We start from the raw sequence: 16,185 nt of genomic DNA, 5'->3' as shown, positions 1-16,185 counted from the left end.
GGATTCGAGATCAGGACTCGGTATAGAATGACCTCCGAACAGATAATTAGGCGTTCCGACATATTAAATACCCAGGTGATTACCCGCGACAACGGCAAGCGGCTAGGCATCATCAGTCAAGTCTGGGTAGATATAGATCAACGAGAGGTTGTGGCTCTTGGTTTGCGAGACAGCCTGATCTCCATTTCGGGCATACCGCGCTATATGTACCTCAACAACATCAGCCAAATTGGTGATGTCATCTTAGTTGATAACGAAGATGTAATTGAAGATATTGAAGTTGAATCTCTCAGCAATCTGATTAACTGGGAAGTAATTACAGAAACAGGTGAAGTATTAGGTAAAGTTCGGGGCTTCAAATTCAACGGCGAAACCGGGAAGCTTAACTCTATAGTCATCGCTTCTTTAGGAATCCCCCAAATTCCCGACCAATTTTTGAGTACTTACGAGTTCTCAGTGGATGAAATTGTCAGTACTGGCCCCAATCGGTTGATTGTGTTTGAGGGAGCCGAAGAACGGGTTAATCAGTTGACAACTGGTTTACTAGAGCGTTTGGGTATCGGCAAAGCGCCGTGGGAAAGGGATGCAGAAGAAGAATACGGCTATACTCCACCGCGCCAAGTCGCACCAGGCAATCAACTCCCTAGTGGAGTGCCATTGCAGCCACCCAAGCAGAGAGTTCGCGCCCCCGAACCTGTAGCGCGAGAAGAGGAATGGACAGAAGACTATGTGGAAGAGGAAAGGCCACAGCGTCAGGTAATGAAGGCGCGGCAGTATGAGTCTATTCAATACGAAGAAGACGAGGAAGAAGATAACTGGAGTGAGGCAACAGGCAGCGACAGGTATCAACAACCGCAGCCGCTAAAGTATGAAGCCAAGCCTTACAGCAAGCCTTATGTTGATGAATACGATGATTATGACGACGTAGACGGCGATGCTTGGGAAGATGAGCCAAAGCCTGTGAATATTCCTAAGAAAGTTAAAGAAAGACAGCCAGAATACGAAGAAGAAGGCGGATATTAATAATTCGTAATTAAATCCAAAAATTACGAATTACGAATTGCGCATTGACAGGAAAGACCAGAGCCATCGTAGGGGCAATTCATAAACATTGGTGTCAACTTAACGTGAAACCCATGTAAAAATTCGATATTGAGTTCACTCACTTCCCATCACGATCCGCGTTACCCCACCCTAACCCTCCCCTTATAAAGGGGAGGGAACCGGAAATATCATTACCCCCTTATAAAGGGGGTAAAAGAGCTGTGGGACAAAGCTTTGAGCTTAAGTTGACACCAGTGATTCATGAATTGCCCCTATCACGCGGATCTATTTACCATCAATGAATGATTAATAAAAACCTGAAACGGCGTATTTACGTTGATGCACAACATGATTGTTTTGTACAGTGCGTAAGTCCTAGAATTATTTCTAAGATTAAGTTCAGCCCTATCTTTACTTATAAAGATAGGGCTAATTCTTTTAGCCGCGATTTCTAAATCGCCTTCTCCGACTATGTAGCAATCTGTGGTACTGACACCTTCACCTGCACCTTTTTGCTAAAAGACAGACCATTTTCATTTTTGTCAATCATAATCGTGTCTCCAGAGATAAAAGTATTTTCCAATAACTTGGTAGCCAAAGGATTTTCTACCTCTCGCTGAATTGCTCGTTTAAGTGGACGGGCACCATAAACTGGGTCATAGCCTGATTCAACAAGGTGATCGCATGCTGATTGGGATATTTCAAAGAAGATTTTTTGCTCGCGCAGGAGATTTTCTACTCGCTTGAGTTGAATACGGATGATATGCCGCATTTCCGTACGACTGAGGGTATGGAAGAGAATGATATCATCAAGGCGGTTGAGAAATTCCGGGCGGAAATGCGATCGCAAAGAATCCATTACCCTAACCCGCATCGTTTCATATTTGGAATCATCACCAGATACATCCAAGATATATTCGCTACCAATGTTACTGGTCATGACAATAACGGTGTTGCGAAAATCTACAGCCCTTCCTTGAGAGTCAGTAACTCTTCCATCATCTAACACCTGCAACAAAATATTAAACACATCGGGGTGCGCCTTTTCCACTTCATCCAGCAGCACCACTGAGTAGGGACGGCGGCGAATCGCCTCGGAAAGTTGACCGCCTTCTTCATAACCTACGTATCCTGGAGGCGCACCCACTAACCGAGAAACTGAGTGTTTTTCCATATACTCAGACATATCCAAGCGCACCAAGGCATCATCAGAATCAAAGAGAAACTGAGCTAAAGCACGAGCGAGTTCGGTTTTACCCACTCCTGTGGGGCCCATGAACAAAAATGAACCAATGGGTCGCGAGGGGTCTTTCATCCCCGCGCGGGCGCGGCGAATCGCTGCTGCTACCGCTTCTACAGCCTCTTCTTGCCCAATGACTCGTTCGTGTAAATGACTTTCTAGTTGCAGTAATTTTTGCCGTTCCGATTCCAGTAGGCGATTGACAGGGATTCCCGTCCACTTGGCGACTATTTCGGCAATATCAGCTTCAGTGACTTGTTCTCGCAGCAATGTCGAACCTTGGTTTTGAATTTCTAAAAAGTTCGCTTCTTTGGCTTCGCGATCGCGTTGCACTCCTTCCAATTTGCCATACTTGAGTTGAGCAGCTTTATTCAGATCGTAAGCCCGTTCCGCTTGTTCAATTTGCACTCGCAGCGCATCTTCTTCTTTCTTTAAAGCGCTGATCGCCTCTAATAACTGCTTTTCACCTTGCCATTGATCGTTAAAGGTGTGCTGTTTTTCGGTTAGATTGACGATTTCTTGCTCAATTCGATCCAAACGTTCTCTCGTTTGGGGAGTACCCTTTTCTTCGCCAGCTAATGACAGCTTTTCCATTTCTAGCTGCATGAGACGGCGATCGATGGTTTCCAATTCGGCTGGTTTGGAGGTTATCTCCATTTTTAACTGTGCCGCCGCTTCATCTACCAAATCAATGGCTTTATCTGGCAAAAAGCGATCGCTAATATAACGCGCTGACAGGGTTGCTGCTGCTACCAACGCCGAATCAGAAATTTTGACGTTGTGATGCACTTCATAGCGTTCTTTCAATCCCCGCAGAATGGAAATAGTATTTTCCACAGTTGGCTGATCGACAAATACTTGCTGAAAGCGACGTTCTAAGGCAGCATCTTTCTCAATGTGTTTGCGGAACTCGTCGAGGGTAGTTGCGCCAATACAACGTAGTTCTCCCCGCGCCAGCATTGGTTTGAGCAGATTTCCCGCATCCATCGCCCCTTGTTGGCTGGAACCTGTACCAACTACAGTATGTAGTTCATCAATAAATAGGACAATTTGACCGTTAGATTCCGTAACTTCTTTGAGGACAGCTTTTAGGCGTTCTTCAAATTCTCCTCGCAATTTTGCCCCAGCAATTAAACTACCGATGTCTAAAGAAATGAGTTGGCGATTTTTCAGAGATTCGGGAACGTCACCGTTTACCATCCGTTGTGCTAAAGCTTCGGCGATCGCAGTTTTACCTACTCCAGGTTCACCAATCAATACCGGGTTATTTTTGCTCCGACGAGACAATACTTGAATTACCCGCCGAATTTCGTCATCCCGCCCAATTACCGGGTCGAGTTTTCCAGCTTTTGCCTGTTCTGTCAAATCTCTCCCAAATTTTTGTAAGGCTTCGTAACGGGATTCTGGGGTTTGATCTGTCACCTTTTGGCTACCGCGAACGGCTTTGATAGTAGCTTCTAGTTTAGCTGTATCTGTGTTAAAGCCTTTGAGTATCCTTCGGCCAATGCGATCGTCTTCAGCAAAAGCCAAAAGTATGTGTTCTACAGAAATGTAGGAGTCTTTCATCCTGACTCTAGCTTCTTCAGCTCGGTCTAGTAAAACATCTAAACTACGGCTAAGATAAAGCTGATCGCTTTTACCAACCTTGGGCTGACGTTGGATAAAGGCTTCTAGCTGCTGCTGAAAGCGGATTGGATCGACTTCAGATCGAGCTAGGATACGTATTGCTAGACTGGTGGGTTCTTCTAAGAGGGCAATAATTAAATGTTCAACATCTAATTGCTGTTGTTGATAAGCACGAACTATATCCTGAGATTTAACAATCGCTTCCCAGGCTTTATCAGTAAATTTATTTGGATCTGTAGGTTGCATCTTTAAAATTTTGGAACTTGAATTTTTAGTTTAGGGAGTGGGAAGTGGGCAGTGGTTGTAACCCTACTCATTAGACCCAGATAATTATCCAAACATTCTCAGCCTATATCCGCGTGTATCTTCGGTGGCAATTTAGGATTGGTAATTGGTGATAGTTTAATCTACTATCTATTTCCTAATTTAAAACGAAAACACTGTTCTGAGCGGACTTTGCCAAATGGTACTATTGGAGCGATGTCTACGACGGGCTATTCGGTATCGTTGTTAATGTTGGTGATACTAATAGGATTTACGCAGATCAGATTCCCTAACCCGCCTAAAAAGGTGAGACAAAAAGAGAAAAGTCTCGCGTGTCTCGCTCTTAAACAAAACTTGCTGCTCAGATCCCCGATTTCTTCAAGAAGTCGGGGAGCTAGATCCAGCTTAAGATAAGTGAAATTCCACCCTAGTGATAATTTATTTTTTTGGAAATCCCTTGTAAGAATTACTGACTCACAAGTTGCTCAAGTGATTCCTGTTTAGCTGCTGACCCTTGAGATCCTAATTGGATCAGTTCAATTTTATACCCATCTGGATCTTCCACAAAAGCAATTACTGTCGAACCATGTTTCATCGGCCCTGGTTCGCGCACAACTTTACCGCCTTGATTGCGGATTTGCTCACAGGTAGCGTAAATATCATCAACGCCAAGGGCAATGTGACCATAAGCATTACCCAATTCGTACTTTTCCACCCCCCAATTGTAGGTTAGTTCGATCACTGCGTTGTCGCTTTCATCACCGTAGCCCACAAAAGCTAGGGTAAATTCTCCCCCTGGATAATCTTTCCGGCGCAGTAATTTCATTCCCAGAAGTTCACAGTAGAACTTTAAGGACTCTTCAAGGTTGCCCACCCGCAGCATTGTGTGTAGTAATCGCATAATTTATTTTTGTTTACTTACTTAATTCTTATATTTTATATAGAACTCATATTTGATTTTTGAAATATACGTAGGGTGGAATATCAATTAACTTAAGCTGGATTTAGATCCCCGACTTCTTGAAGAAGTCGGGGATCTGGGTAGCAACTTTTGCTCAAGCGTTATGCCAAAGGCTAATGCACTCTACGTAAAAATCTTGGTGCGTTATGCTACGTGATGCATGACCTACATATACTTAGATTTTTTCAAAAATCAAATACTATTCCTATATACGGATGGCGCATTGATTCAATTTTCAATTTTCAATTTTCAATGCCCGACGAAAGTCTTACTTTTGATGTATTGTTTGAATTTTCTCACCTATCCTATCCCCCTGGATGGGATAATAAGTTACTATTAGGGAAAATGTGCAAACTATTCCCTAACTTTATATTTCTCTGCACTCTGGTTATATTGAGGAACTAATTGTGGTTGCCACGCCGGAAAAATTACAACACACCCACGAGCATCTATCAGGTAAAGACCGTGTAGCCGTACTGCTTATGGGCTACGGCGAAGTCGAAAGCTACGAAGATTTCGCCAACTATAACGAACAGGCTTTAAATCTACTGACAGCAAAATTCGCACCAGTACCAACCTGGATTTATCCGCCTCTAGCAAAGCTTTTGGCGCTATTTGACCGCCATGAGTGGGGACACACACACCACGATTTTATCTCCCCACACAATGCCATCTTTGAACAGCAACGGGCTGGGATTGAGAAGCATTTACAAGAAAAATGGGGTGAAAATGTTCAAGTTTTCAAAGCTTTTAACTTTTGCGCCCCTTTCTTACCCAATCAAGTTTTAGCAGAAATTAAAAACCAAGGCTTTGAGAAACTGCTAATCTATCCGTTGCTGGTTGTTGATTCTATTTTTACCAGTGGGATTGCGATCGAGCAAGTTAACAATGCTCTTGTTGAGTTAACTGATGGTGAGGAACACTGGATTAAAGCACAGCGTTACATTCCTTCTTTCTTCAACGAACCAGCTTACATCGATTTGATGGCTCATCTAGTTGAGGAAAAAATTGCTGAGTTAGGCGCAGCTTATCTACCTTCTCAAATCGGTATTGTGTTAATGAATCACGGCTGTCCCCATAAAGCTAAAGGCTTTACTTCTGGGATTGCCGAAAGTGAAGCAATGTACGATTTGGTTCGAGATAAGCTGATTAACCGCTATCCGTTAATTTCGGTGGGTTGGCTCAATCATGACACCCCCTTAATTGATTGGACACAGCCAAATGCCGAGCAAGCGGCAAATAACCTGATTCAACTGGGTGCAAAAGTGGTGATATTTATGCCAATTGGCTTTGCCACAGAAAACCACGAAACTTTATTGGATGTACACCATATCATCCATGCTTTAGAAAAACAGCATCCTGGTACGAACTACGTGCAAATGGCTTGCGTTAACGATCGCCCAGAATTTTTAGCGATGGTGGCGCAATGGGCTGATGCTCATATTGCAGAGTTATTGTCAGAGGAAACTTTGGCAGTTAATCCCCAACTCGCTGGCGATCGCCATCACCATCACCACCATCATTAAGTTTAGTAAGTTGTGCAAAGCTTTGCACAATAATTTGTAATTAATAAGCACAGAGCAAGCCCTGATTAAAACTACAAATTCTGAAACTCCCATGCCTCAATGCGTGGGAGTTTTTATACTAGCACTTACGTAAACTCACTCTGCGATCGCAGTCTTCCCGTAGGGTAGGCAAAGCCCACCCAAGCGTATTGTCACAGTACTGATATACAATTATTTTTCTAATCTTACAACTAATTTACGCCCCGCAGCTTGCGAGTATTATCAACTAAACTTTGAGCAAATTGATCGAATCTTTGGGAGAGTTTCTCATCTAACAACTTACCTTCAGGGCTGAATGCACCCCAAGCTTGCCCGATCGCAATTTGTTCTGGAATTACCCAACCATGAACCCATCGAACAATTAGCCGTAGGTCATTTAGGGCGTTGCTATTAGGCTGACCACCTAAGACGCTAATCAATCCTGTGACTTTATCAGACAGTTGCTCAAAGCTCATCAAATCTAGAGCATTTTTCAGCACACCACTAACGCTACCATGATACTCAGGTGTGGCTAAAATTAACCCATCAGCGCCACTAACTGTATCTTGCAACCTTTGCACATCTGGGTACTCTGGATACTCCTTTGCACCAGTACAAAACGGTAGCTGCAACTGCCGTAAATCGATAATTTCTACCTCTGCACCCACAGCTTCAACCCTTTGCACTGCTACTTGTAAAGCAAGCTGGGTATAGGAGTTGGCTCTTAAGCTACCACCAATGCCAATAATTCTTACCATAATTAACCTACAAACTATTAACTAGCTACTATTACCAGATTTCTTAAAAAGCGGAATCGTTATGACTATGTTGATCTTAGCGATTTATGTAGGAATGTGTCAAATTAATATCTACTGGAAAATTTGATGCTTAAAAAGGAGTTTGGAGCAATTATTCTTTCCATACCCAATTCCAAGACTTCTCTACGAGAGGCTGCGCCAACGACTTAGGGACTTCCAAAATAATAAAAATATCCCGTTGCTTTTACGGTAGGGAGTAGGGGGGATGAGGGAGATGAGGGAGATGAGGAGCAATACTGCTCGGATAAGCAGGGGAGGCAGGGGAAGCAGAGGAGGCAGGGGAAGCAAAAATCCCCCCCCTGCCCCCATTTCTCCCCCTGCTCCCCCTGCTTGCCTAAACCAAAAAATTCCTTAACCGAGCAGTATTGAGATGAGGGGGAATTATTTAACAAGTTTGTTCCCCAATGCCCCATGCCCATCCTTAAGTAGTTACAAGAAACTTGGGAATGCTTTTGTGTGGAAGTTAGACTAGATAAGAAAAGTGTAATTTCCAGTTATTACAATTTTTGATAGAAGAGGCATAAAACCTTAGCTCAACTTGTGCCAGCAGACAAAGGGTAATTATTATGACAAATTTGGGAAAAAAATCATTGATAAAAAGGCAGTCATCAAAGCGCGTTGCTTGGGTTGGGGCGATTGCAGCTAGCTTGATTATGTTACCAGGCATTTTCGGGAGTACCCCTGTCTTGGCACAAAAAGCAGACACCACCTCTCTAAGCTATGGCGATTTGCTCAAGAAAGCGAAGGCGGGAGAAGTCCAAAAAGTAGAGCTTGACGAAACCGAACAGCTAGCAAGGGTTTATCTCAAGGGGCAGAAAGATAATACACCACCGCAACAGGTGAGACTTCTGGCACAAAATACAGAGTTAATCAACATACTCAAAGATAAGAATGTTGATTTTGGCGAGGTTTCCTCTGCTAATAGTCGGGCTGCTGTTGGGTTGTTGTTCAATCTCATGTGGATTTTGCCACTGCTGGCTTTAATGCTATTGTTCCTCCGGCGCTCTACCAATGCTTCTAGCCAAGCGATGAATTTTGGTAAATCCAGAGCGCGCTTCCAAATGGAGGCCAAAACCGGAGTGAAATTTGAAGATGTAGCCGGGGTTCAAGAAGCTAAAGAAGAACTTGAAGAAGTTGTTACCTTCCTCAAACAACCAGAAAGGTTTACTGCTGTAGGCGCACGGATTCCCAAAGGAGTGTTGTTAATTGGCCCCCCTGGTACTGGTAAAACATTACTAGCAAAAGCGATCGCAGGTGAAGCAGGTGTACCATTCTTCAGTATTTCCGGTTCGGAATTCGTAGAAATGTTCGTTGGTGTGGGCGCATCTCGCGTGCGCGACCTCTTCAAAAAAGCCAAAGAGAATGCCCCTTGTCTAATATTTATCGATGAAATTGACGCAGTTGGCAGACAACGGGGGGCTGGAATTGGTGGCGGTAACGATGAGCGCGAACAAACCCTCAACCAACTGCTCACCGAAATGGATGGTTTTGAAGGTAACACAGGGATCATTATTATTGCTGCTACTAACCGTCCAGATGTCCTAGATGCAGCGTTGCTTAGACCAGGACGCTTTGACAGACAAGTGATGGTTGACGCACCGGATCTCAAAGGACGGCTGGATATTTTGAAAGTGCATGCGCGGAATAAGAAAATCGATCCCAGCGTATCATTAGAAGCGATCGCTCGCCGCACTCCTGGTTTTACTGGCGCAGACTTAGCCAACTTACTTAATGAAGCTGCTATTCTCACTGCCAGGAGACGCAAAGAAGCTGTCACCCTTTTAGAAATTGATGCGGCTGTAGATAGAGTTGTTGCAGGTATGGAAGGTACTGCTTTAGTAGACAGCAAGAGCAAACGCTTAATTGCCTATCATGAAGTTGGACATGCTTTAGTAGGCACATTGATTAAAGACCATGACCCAGTGCAGAAAGTTACATTAATTCCACGAGGACAAGCACTAGGATTAACTTGGTTTACTCCCAACGAAGAACAGGGGTTAATTTCTCGTTCTCAACTCAAAGCTAGGATTACTGCTACTTTGGGCGGTCGTGCTGCCGAAGAAATAGTTTTTGGTAAACCAGAAGTAACCACAGGTGCAGGGAATGACCTGCAACAGGTGACAGGGATGGCGCGGCAGATGGTGACACGCTTCGGGATGTCAGAATTAGGCCCATTATCCTTAGAAAATCAGAGTGCAGAAGTATTTTTAGGACGCGACTGGATGAATAAATCAGATTATTCTGAAGAAATTGCCGCCAAAATTGATTCGCAAGTCCGAGAAATTGTTAACAATTGCTACATCAGAGCCAAAGAACTGTTGCAAGAAAACCGCATAGTTTTAGAGCGTTTAGTAGATTTGTTAATAGAAGAAGAAACAATTGAAGGCGATTCATTCCGCCAAATTGTTGTGGATAATGCCCAGATAGCTGATGCAAAATTGGCTGTACCTCACTCATTAGGCATCTGAATAAAAAATAATGTAGAGACGTAGCACTGCTACGTCTCTCTTGTCAGGTAAAAATTTAATTTACAGTAGTTTTCATGTATTTGAACTTTTCCACGGAAGTTTGACTGTAAATCTACTACCTTTACCTAACTGACTTTCAGCATGGACAGTACCACCGTGCAACTCGACAATTTTTTGCACCATTACTAAACCTAAACCAGTACCTGCGGAACGACGCGTAGAGGGATTTTCAACTTGCATAAAAGGTTGAAATAATTGAAAAAGGTCATCGGAAAGCATACCAATACCTGTATCTACCACGCTAAAAAAGATATATTCGTTTGTAGAATTTGGCTGAACTTCAATCCAAACTTTGCCTCCGTCGTGAGTAAACTTGATAGCATTGTTCAATAGATTGATAAATACTTGGCGGATGCGGCGCTCATCAACTTTGATAGGTTCGAGTTCTTCAGGGATTTTTACACTCAGTTGAATATTTTTCTGTAATGCTAAATTTTTGACAAAACTGAGACTAGAGTCACATAATCCTTGAATGGAAGTAGCAGCTAGTTGCAGTTCTATTTTGCTGGATTCAATATCGGTAAGCTCAAGTATCTGGTTAATCAATTCTAAGAGGTTCTTACCGCTAGATTCGAGAATATTTAGGAACCGCTGCTGTTCTTCGGTTACAGTCCCGTGGACTTCATTTTGGAGTGCTTTTACGATCTCAAGAATGAAGTTTAAAGGAGTCCTCAGTTCATGGCTTATATTTCCTAAAAATGTTTTTTTGGCACGATTTGCTACTTTGGCAGCTTCTTGAGCCTCACGGAGGGCAGATTCTGCACTTTTGCGATCGCACACTTCTAATGTCAAGGCGACAAATTCCGCGATTGAACTAACAAAATTTTGCTCACTCAGTTCCCATGTCCGGGGAATATCAATTTGTTCATACAACACTGTTCCCACTATTTCACCCCCAACCCAAATAGAGGTATTAATTAGGGATACAATATTCTTTGCTTCTAGCAGTTCATCCCATAATTCTTGTATCCGTAGATCGGTGCGAGTGTCGGGAACAGAAATGATTCGGGCAGATGTCAGGGATTTAAAATAGATGGGATAATCTGTGCGATCGCGTTCTAAACCTGCCGAATGTTTCTGATTGCTATGTTCATAGAGATTTATACATTGTAGTTTACTGCGTTGGCGCAGCTCACCGTAGTCATCGCTATTAAATAACCAGACACTGACTCGCTCTATTTCTAAAGCATTCGCGGCTTTCTCAGTGATAACTTTAAATGCTGTTTCTATATTTCCTTCTGAAATTGACCTGTGATTTGCCAGTTCTGCTAACGCCTGATGATGCTGTCCCAGTTTTCGCTCACTGTTAATCCTTTTTTGAATCTCTTGCTGTAATTCTTGAGTTTGCTGCTTAATTTGCAATTCTAACTCTTCATTTTTAGTAATCTTTGCAGTAAAGTTTTTACGTAACTGCTGCATCATCTGATTCAAAGATTCACCCAATACCTCTAATTCTTTAATGCCTTGTCCAATTACCACTGAATCTTCAACCTTGGTAAAATCGGCTAAATCTTTTGTCGCCGTGCTGAAGTAGAGAATTGGTTGAGTTATCCAACGGGCGCTGATAATTCCCAATAAAATAGCTAGTACTAATGCTCCCAGACAGAGAAAAATTGTAGTTTGAGTGTTGCGATTAATTTGTCCCATCAAGTCTGCTTCTGGGACAGCCACTACAATTAACCAGTTGACATTTGATTCGCCCTGTAACGGTCTAATTTCTAAAAATTGTCGTTTGCCGCCAAAAGAAAAATCTAGTTGCTGTAAACTCTTAATTTGGTCAAAGTTACTAAACTTAGTTTCTAAATATTTAGCGCTGGCTTGAGTAAAAGAATTCCGGCTTTGGGAAGCTGCTAACCGAATGGGTTTACCATTTTGGAGGCGGAATGGTTCTTCGGTTGTGGAACTTGCGACTAATAGCCCCGATCGCTCGATAATAAAAACTTGCCCAGATTTGCCAATTTTAATATTTTGCAGTAAATCCCCAATTTGTGATAAGTGAGTGAGAGTGCTGTTGACACCGAGTAACTGACCTTGGGAGTCATATATGGGTTGAGATGCACTAATTAGAAGGCTTGGTTCGGTAATGGATGTAAAAATCTGACTAAAGCTGAATTTTTTAGCAGTAACTGCTGCTTGATAATCAGGACGCGATCGCGCATCATAGTTTTTGATTACCTCTGGTAGTTGAGTCCGTTGACCAAGAGAGTCAATTTTGTAGGTGTGGAGGTCGTAACCAGTTGACTTATCGGCATATCTTAGCAAGAATTGGCGATCGTTAAGCTTTTCCACCGCTAGGTGTTCTTGCTGTTCATTGCTTGCCGTTAAAGTGACAGCATCAGGAAAAATCTCTAACTGCTTTATTAAGTATGGCTCCCAGGTTGCCAGATTCTCTATCTTCAGCAACCCGATGTCAATGATATTTTGATTACCGCGTAGTACTTGACGCGGGGTTGAGAAATAAGTCTGTAAATTTTGCTCTACTCGATTAGCAACTTCATAACGCAATTCGCTAGCTACCTCATTGACTGCCTTTTGCCCATTGCAGATTGATAAGTATGCAGTCAATCCCACAGCTAGGAAGATTTGCAGCAAAAATAACGCTACCAGAATGCGACGTAGGGGTATACCTCTAAACAGGGTAAAAACACCACTTTGAACAATATTTTTGTTCATAAGCCCCCTCTCCCTTCCTGTCCTGTAGTAGTGAGTACAACACCTCGACTTCTTTGGCCTACGGGCTTATGCATAGTTTGTACTCGGTCGGGTCAAATGCCAATATACCACAGCAATTCTAAATTCAAAAAAATTAGGAAGTATTGCGTGGTTTCCAGGGTGCTGATTCCGAGATCATAAAGGAGATTAAGTGCTGCCAGCTATCAAACAACGCTCCCCTACGGATCTTTTCTCCAAATCAAACCGGATTCCTATATTACACAGGAAAAATGACCGAAAATATTGTAACTCCATTAGCTCCCCCAAAGCGATCGCTGTCCATGAAATCCAACTTATCAATCACAATCGCTACAACCCTCACGATCAACTTGGTTGAAACTTGGCTCATAAAATCTGCTTAGGATGCCAACACCTTTTGAGAATTGTTCACTTCATTAGCGATAATTCCAATTAAATTCAATTTACTCAAAATTTCTATAGCTTGAGTCAATTCAGTTCGCGTTACTTTGCCCATACACTCTACCATCACAATACCATTGCAAAAAGATGCCACAAGCCTGGCATCAACCGTGCCTAAAATAGGTGAAGCATCTATCAGTACTAAGTCATAACTTTGCTCAAACAACTCTGTTAGTTCTTTCATTCGTTGAGAACTGAGCAATTTCACCGTATCTTCTGGTTCCGGCCCAGCAGTTAAAATATCAATTGAAGGATGAATAGGCTGAACGTAATCTTGAAAATGAGTAGTTGGCTCATCAACTAATAACAGAGATAGTCCCCAATCATTGGATAGTCCCAGGATCTTGTGCAAGCTAGGATTGTGCAAATTAGCATCAATAACTAATACCCGCCGATGCATTCGGGTAGCACTAGCTACAAGCCCTAATACTAAGGTTGTCTTCCCTGCCCCTGGTAGTGCTGAAGTCAACATCAAGGACTTGAAAGGTAAGGGATATTTTAATATCTGAATATTTTGGTAGATCATGTCCAGGTTTTCATGAACGGGCAATCTAGTAGTGGCTTCTATTACAGAGTCATCTGAACTGCGTCGCCCATTCCAAGGCAGTCCAAGCCGCCGCTTTTTAATAGAATACGACGGTAGTTTTGGTACTGATCCCAATACACGTAGGTTTGTCAGATTTTTTAAATCTCCCGTACAATAGATAGTATCATTAAAATTTTCCAAAATCAGGGCTGCTAAGATACCTAAAATCGGCCCAATCACCGCTCCCCCGAGCAAAAGTAACAATCTATTGCCCCCCATATAAGTACCTAGAGCCGGTTCTGTTAAAACTTGCCAAGTATATCCTTCCTGAGCAATTTTCAACCCTAAATATTGTTGTACCTGTAGCAGTTGTTCAAGAGTTTTATGACTAGTTTGTACCTTCGGCAGTAGACGATTATACTCTGCTATTAAGTTTGGATATTTGTTTAGTTCAGAGCGGAGTTGCTGTTCTGATTCGGCTAGATTTTTTTCATTGGCAGTTAATCCTAAAACAGTTGTCTGCACCAGAATAAACTCGTCTATTAATGTTGGATCAACCCCTACCATTGAACCTTTCAAAAGTGATTCTCCCTTACTGCTAGTAGTAATAGATTTCACTTCTTGTCGTAATAGTAACAATTGACTTTGACGTTGCTGTTTTAGTTTTTGTACCGATGGATAATCGTCTGTGTAGCGCAGTCGTTCCTTAGCCAATGCTAATTCCGTCTTTTGAATTTCACTCAGTAATATTTGATAACGGCTTGACTGATTTAAACGAGAAGAAATTAGTTCATTCTGCTGGGATGAAGACGCTATTTGTTGCTCTAGGTTATCGTAGCGAGCGTTTGCATCTTGAAGGTTGGCACGAGTGGTTTGTAGTTGGTTTTGAATATCAGCTAAAGATTCTAGCATGATTTTACTTTGAACTTCGGGATCGAGTAATTTATGTTTTTTGCGAAATTGTTCCAAATTCTTATCAGCTTTACTCACCTCTTTTTTTAGCTCAGGTAGGCGAGCATTTACAAAAGCCAGTCCATGATTCAGGCGTTCTTTTTGTTGTTCTTTATTGTAGTTTTGATAGACTTGTTGTAGAGCTTGGAGTAATTTTTGTGCCTTGACTGGATCTTCATCACGGAAAGAAACTCTAAATACTTGACTAAAAACTTGATTAGCTCCTATACCCCCCTCTTCTGGAGTTATTTCTAGAGGTGCTTTTTTTTTCTGTTTTGCTTGACCATTGATATCCGCTAAGGTAATATCAGGATAATCAAAATGAACTAAATCCAGAGCTTTCTGGAGAAGCTTAGAACTCAGCATTAGTTTCATCTGAGTAGTGGAATCAACAACCTGAGAACTAGAATTAGTAACCTGAGTATCTGCCCCAACTTGAGTATTATTTGATTGTACCCCTTGAGATAAATTGGAATTCACCAATATCTGCATATTGCTTTGGTAAGTAGGTTTGGCAATGACAGCCAAGATGCTAGCCGCTGACATAACTACACAGGAAATCCCCAAGATCAGAAAGCGCCTGCGAAGCAAACTAGTAGATAGTTGTCTGATGTCAACTGCACCTTGTGCTGAAGTAGTAGTAACTTGTTGCTCTTGATTCAGACTAATCTTAGCCACTATCAAACTCCTCTAATATCGAAACACTATATTTATTTGGAAGATTTATGAGAAATGTGAAATGTTTTTACACCTATAGCCGAAATAGCAAGCCCTAATTATTCTTACAACAATGACAAGCTCACTTGGCATAATATTATGCCAATTGGTGCTTTCATGTTCATCAATTCATGCATATAAATTCTTAATCAGTATTGGAAGAATAAAATTTTAATAAATATTTTATTTAAACAATAAAGATCTTGATGAAAAATTAATTATTTTTCCTAAGTATTGAAGTAGAGAATCATCTAAGTAACAACACTATTATAAGAATTAAAGTTATTTTAATTTAATAACTTGTAATATAGAAAACACACTGAGAAAAATATTTAACCCGTACTATTTGGATATTTTTGATCCACTTAGCTAACCGTAAATTGTTCGTTAACTAGTTAACTTACTTGTAAAATCAAACTGCCGTTTATTTGCTGGGCGTTATAAGTTAGAGTAATAAACTCTAAAATAGAGCCTAATTGATTTTAGATTTTAGATTAGAAGGGTTCAATAGAAAATCTAAAATCCAAAATTAAATGCCTACTTTGTTTAACTCTACTTCTCGTCGTCTGGGCACTTCATAAATCATGAAATCATAAGCCATATCAGTGTGGGGAAAAATAGCACGGGCTTCTTTGAGGAGATCCTTCAACTCCAAGGTATTACCAGGAGCATAACGGGGACTGAAATGACTCATAATCAGTCGATGTGCCCCAGCAGCTAAAGCTGTTTGCGCTGCCATTGTGCTTGTGGAATGCAAGCGCTGAAAAGCCATATCTGCATCTTGATGGGCAAAGGTTGCTTCGTGAATTAATACATCTGCATCATGAGCTAATT

10 protein-coding genes (1 of these 10 only partly in view) are annotated in these 16,185 nt (G+C 41.8%); 3 read left to right on the top strand and 7 right to left on the bottom strand.

From position 1 onward, the window contains the following. Positions 1-27 precede the first annotated feature (27 nt). Positions 28-1,023, top strand: coding sequence for a PRC-barrel domain-containing protein (locus GTQ43_RS05880; protein WP_265271479.1), 996 nt, complete (start codon positions 28-30; stop codon positions 1,021-1,023). Between the two features lie 490 nt (positions 1,024-1,513). On the opposite strand, the gene clpB is transcribed toward GTQ43_RS05880, so the two are convergent. Next, complete coding sequence (gene clpB / locus GTQ43_RS05875; protein ID WP_265271477.1) at positions 1,514-4,156, bottom strand: ATP-dependent chaperone ClpB; 2,643 nt, start codon at positions 4,154-4,156, stop codon at positions 1,514-1,516. A gap of 484 nt (positions 4,157-4,640) precedes the next feature. Next, the gene (gene gloA, locus GTQ43_RS05870) at positions 4,641-5,075 is read right to left on the bottom strand and encodes a lactoylglutathione lyase (RefSeq protein ID WP_265271475.1); all 435 of its coding nucleotides are present in this window, start codon (positions 5,073-5,075) and stop codon (positions 4,641-4,643) included. Positions 5,076-5,542: 467 nt separating this feature from the next. On the opposite strand from gloA, the gene GTQ43_RS05865 reads away from it, so the two are divergent. Then, positions 5,543-6,661 (top strand): ferrochelatase, encoded by a 1,119-nt coding sequence (locus tag GTQ43_RS05865; RefSeq protein ID WP_265271473.1) that lies wholly within the window; start codon positions 5,543-5,545, stop codon positions 6,659-6,661. A 230-nt stretch (positions 6,662-6,891) separates the two neighbouring features. Here the strand turns inward: GTQ43_RS05865 and GTQ43_RS05860 are convergent, their stop codons facing one another. Next, a complete protein-coding gene (locus GTQ43_RS05860) occupies positions 6,892-7,437 on the bottom strand; it encodes an NADPH-dependent FMN reductase (protein ID WP_265271471.1) in 546 nt (181 codons plus the stop codon). A 626-nt stretch (positions 7,438-8,063) separates the two neighbouring features. Here GTQ43_RS05860 and ftsH point away from each other — a divergent pair. Continuing rightward, on the top strand, positions 8,064-9,965 hold the full coding sequence (ftsH, locus tag GTQ43_RS05855) for an ATP-dependent zinc metalloprotease FtsH (RefSeq protein WP_321162408.1): 1,902 nt from the start codon (positions 8,064-8,066) through the stop codon (positions 9,963-9,965). Positions 9,966-10,037: 72 nt separating this feature from the next. Here ftsH and GTQ43_RS05850 read toward each other — a convergent pair whose 3' ends face one another. The 4 genes from GTQ43_RS05850 to GTQ43_RS05835 all read right to left on the bottom strand — a co-directional run. Then, positions 10,038-12,698 (bottom strand): ATP-binding protein, encoded by a 2,661-nt coding sequence (locus GTQ43_RS05850; RefSeq protein ID WP_265271469.1) that lies wholly within the window; start codon positions 12,696-12,698, stop codon positions 10,038-10,040. Between the two features lie 256 nt (positions 12,699-12,954). After that, positions 12,955-13,086, bottom strand: coding sequence for a hypothetical protein (locus GTQ43_RS05845; RefSeq protein ID WP_265271467.1), 132 nt, complete (start codon positions 13,084-13,086; stop codon positions 12,955-12,957). Between the two features lie 9 nt (positions 13,087-13,095). After that, positions 13,096-15,312 carry a GumC family protein gene (locus GTQ43_RS05840; RefSeq protein WP_265271466.1) on the bottom strand — a complete coding sequence of 739 codons (2,217 nt, stop codon included), beginning with the start codon at positions 15,310-15,312 and terminating at the stop codon, positions 13,096-13,098. Between the two features lie 568 nt (positions 15,313-15,880). Further along, positions 15,881-16,185, bottom strand: the end of a protein-coding gene (locus tag GTQ43_RS05835; protein WP_265271465.1) for a ribonuclease Z. 655 nt of this gene lie beyond the right edge of the window; only the last 305 of its 960 coding nucleotides appear in the window; its start codon lies off the right edge, out of view; it ends in the stop codon at positions 15,881-15,883.

This window comes from Nostoc sp. KVJ3 (genome assembly GCF_026127265.1).
In the GTDB taxonomy this organism is placed as follows: Bacteria; Cyanobacteriota; Cyanobacteriia; order Cyanobacteriales; family Nostocaceae; genus Nostoc.
The sequence above is the reverse complement of the archived record's forward strand: the minus strand, read 5'-3'. Positions and strand labels throughout refer to the sequence as shown.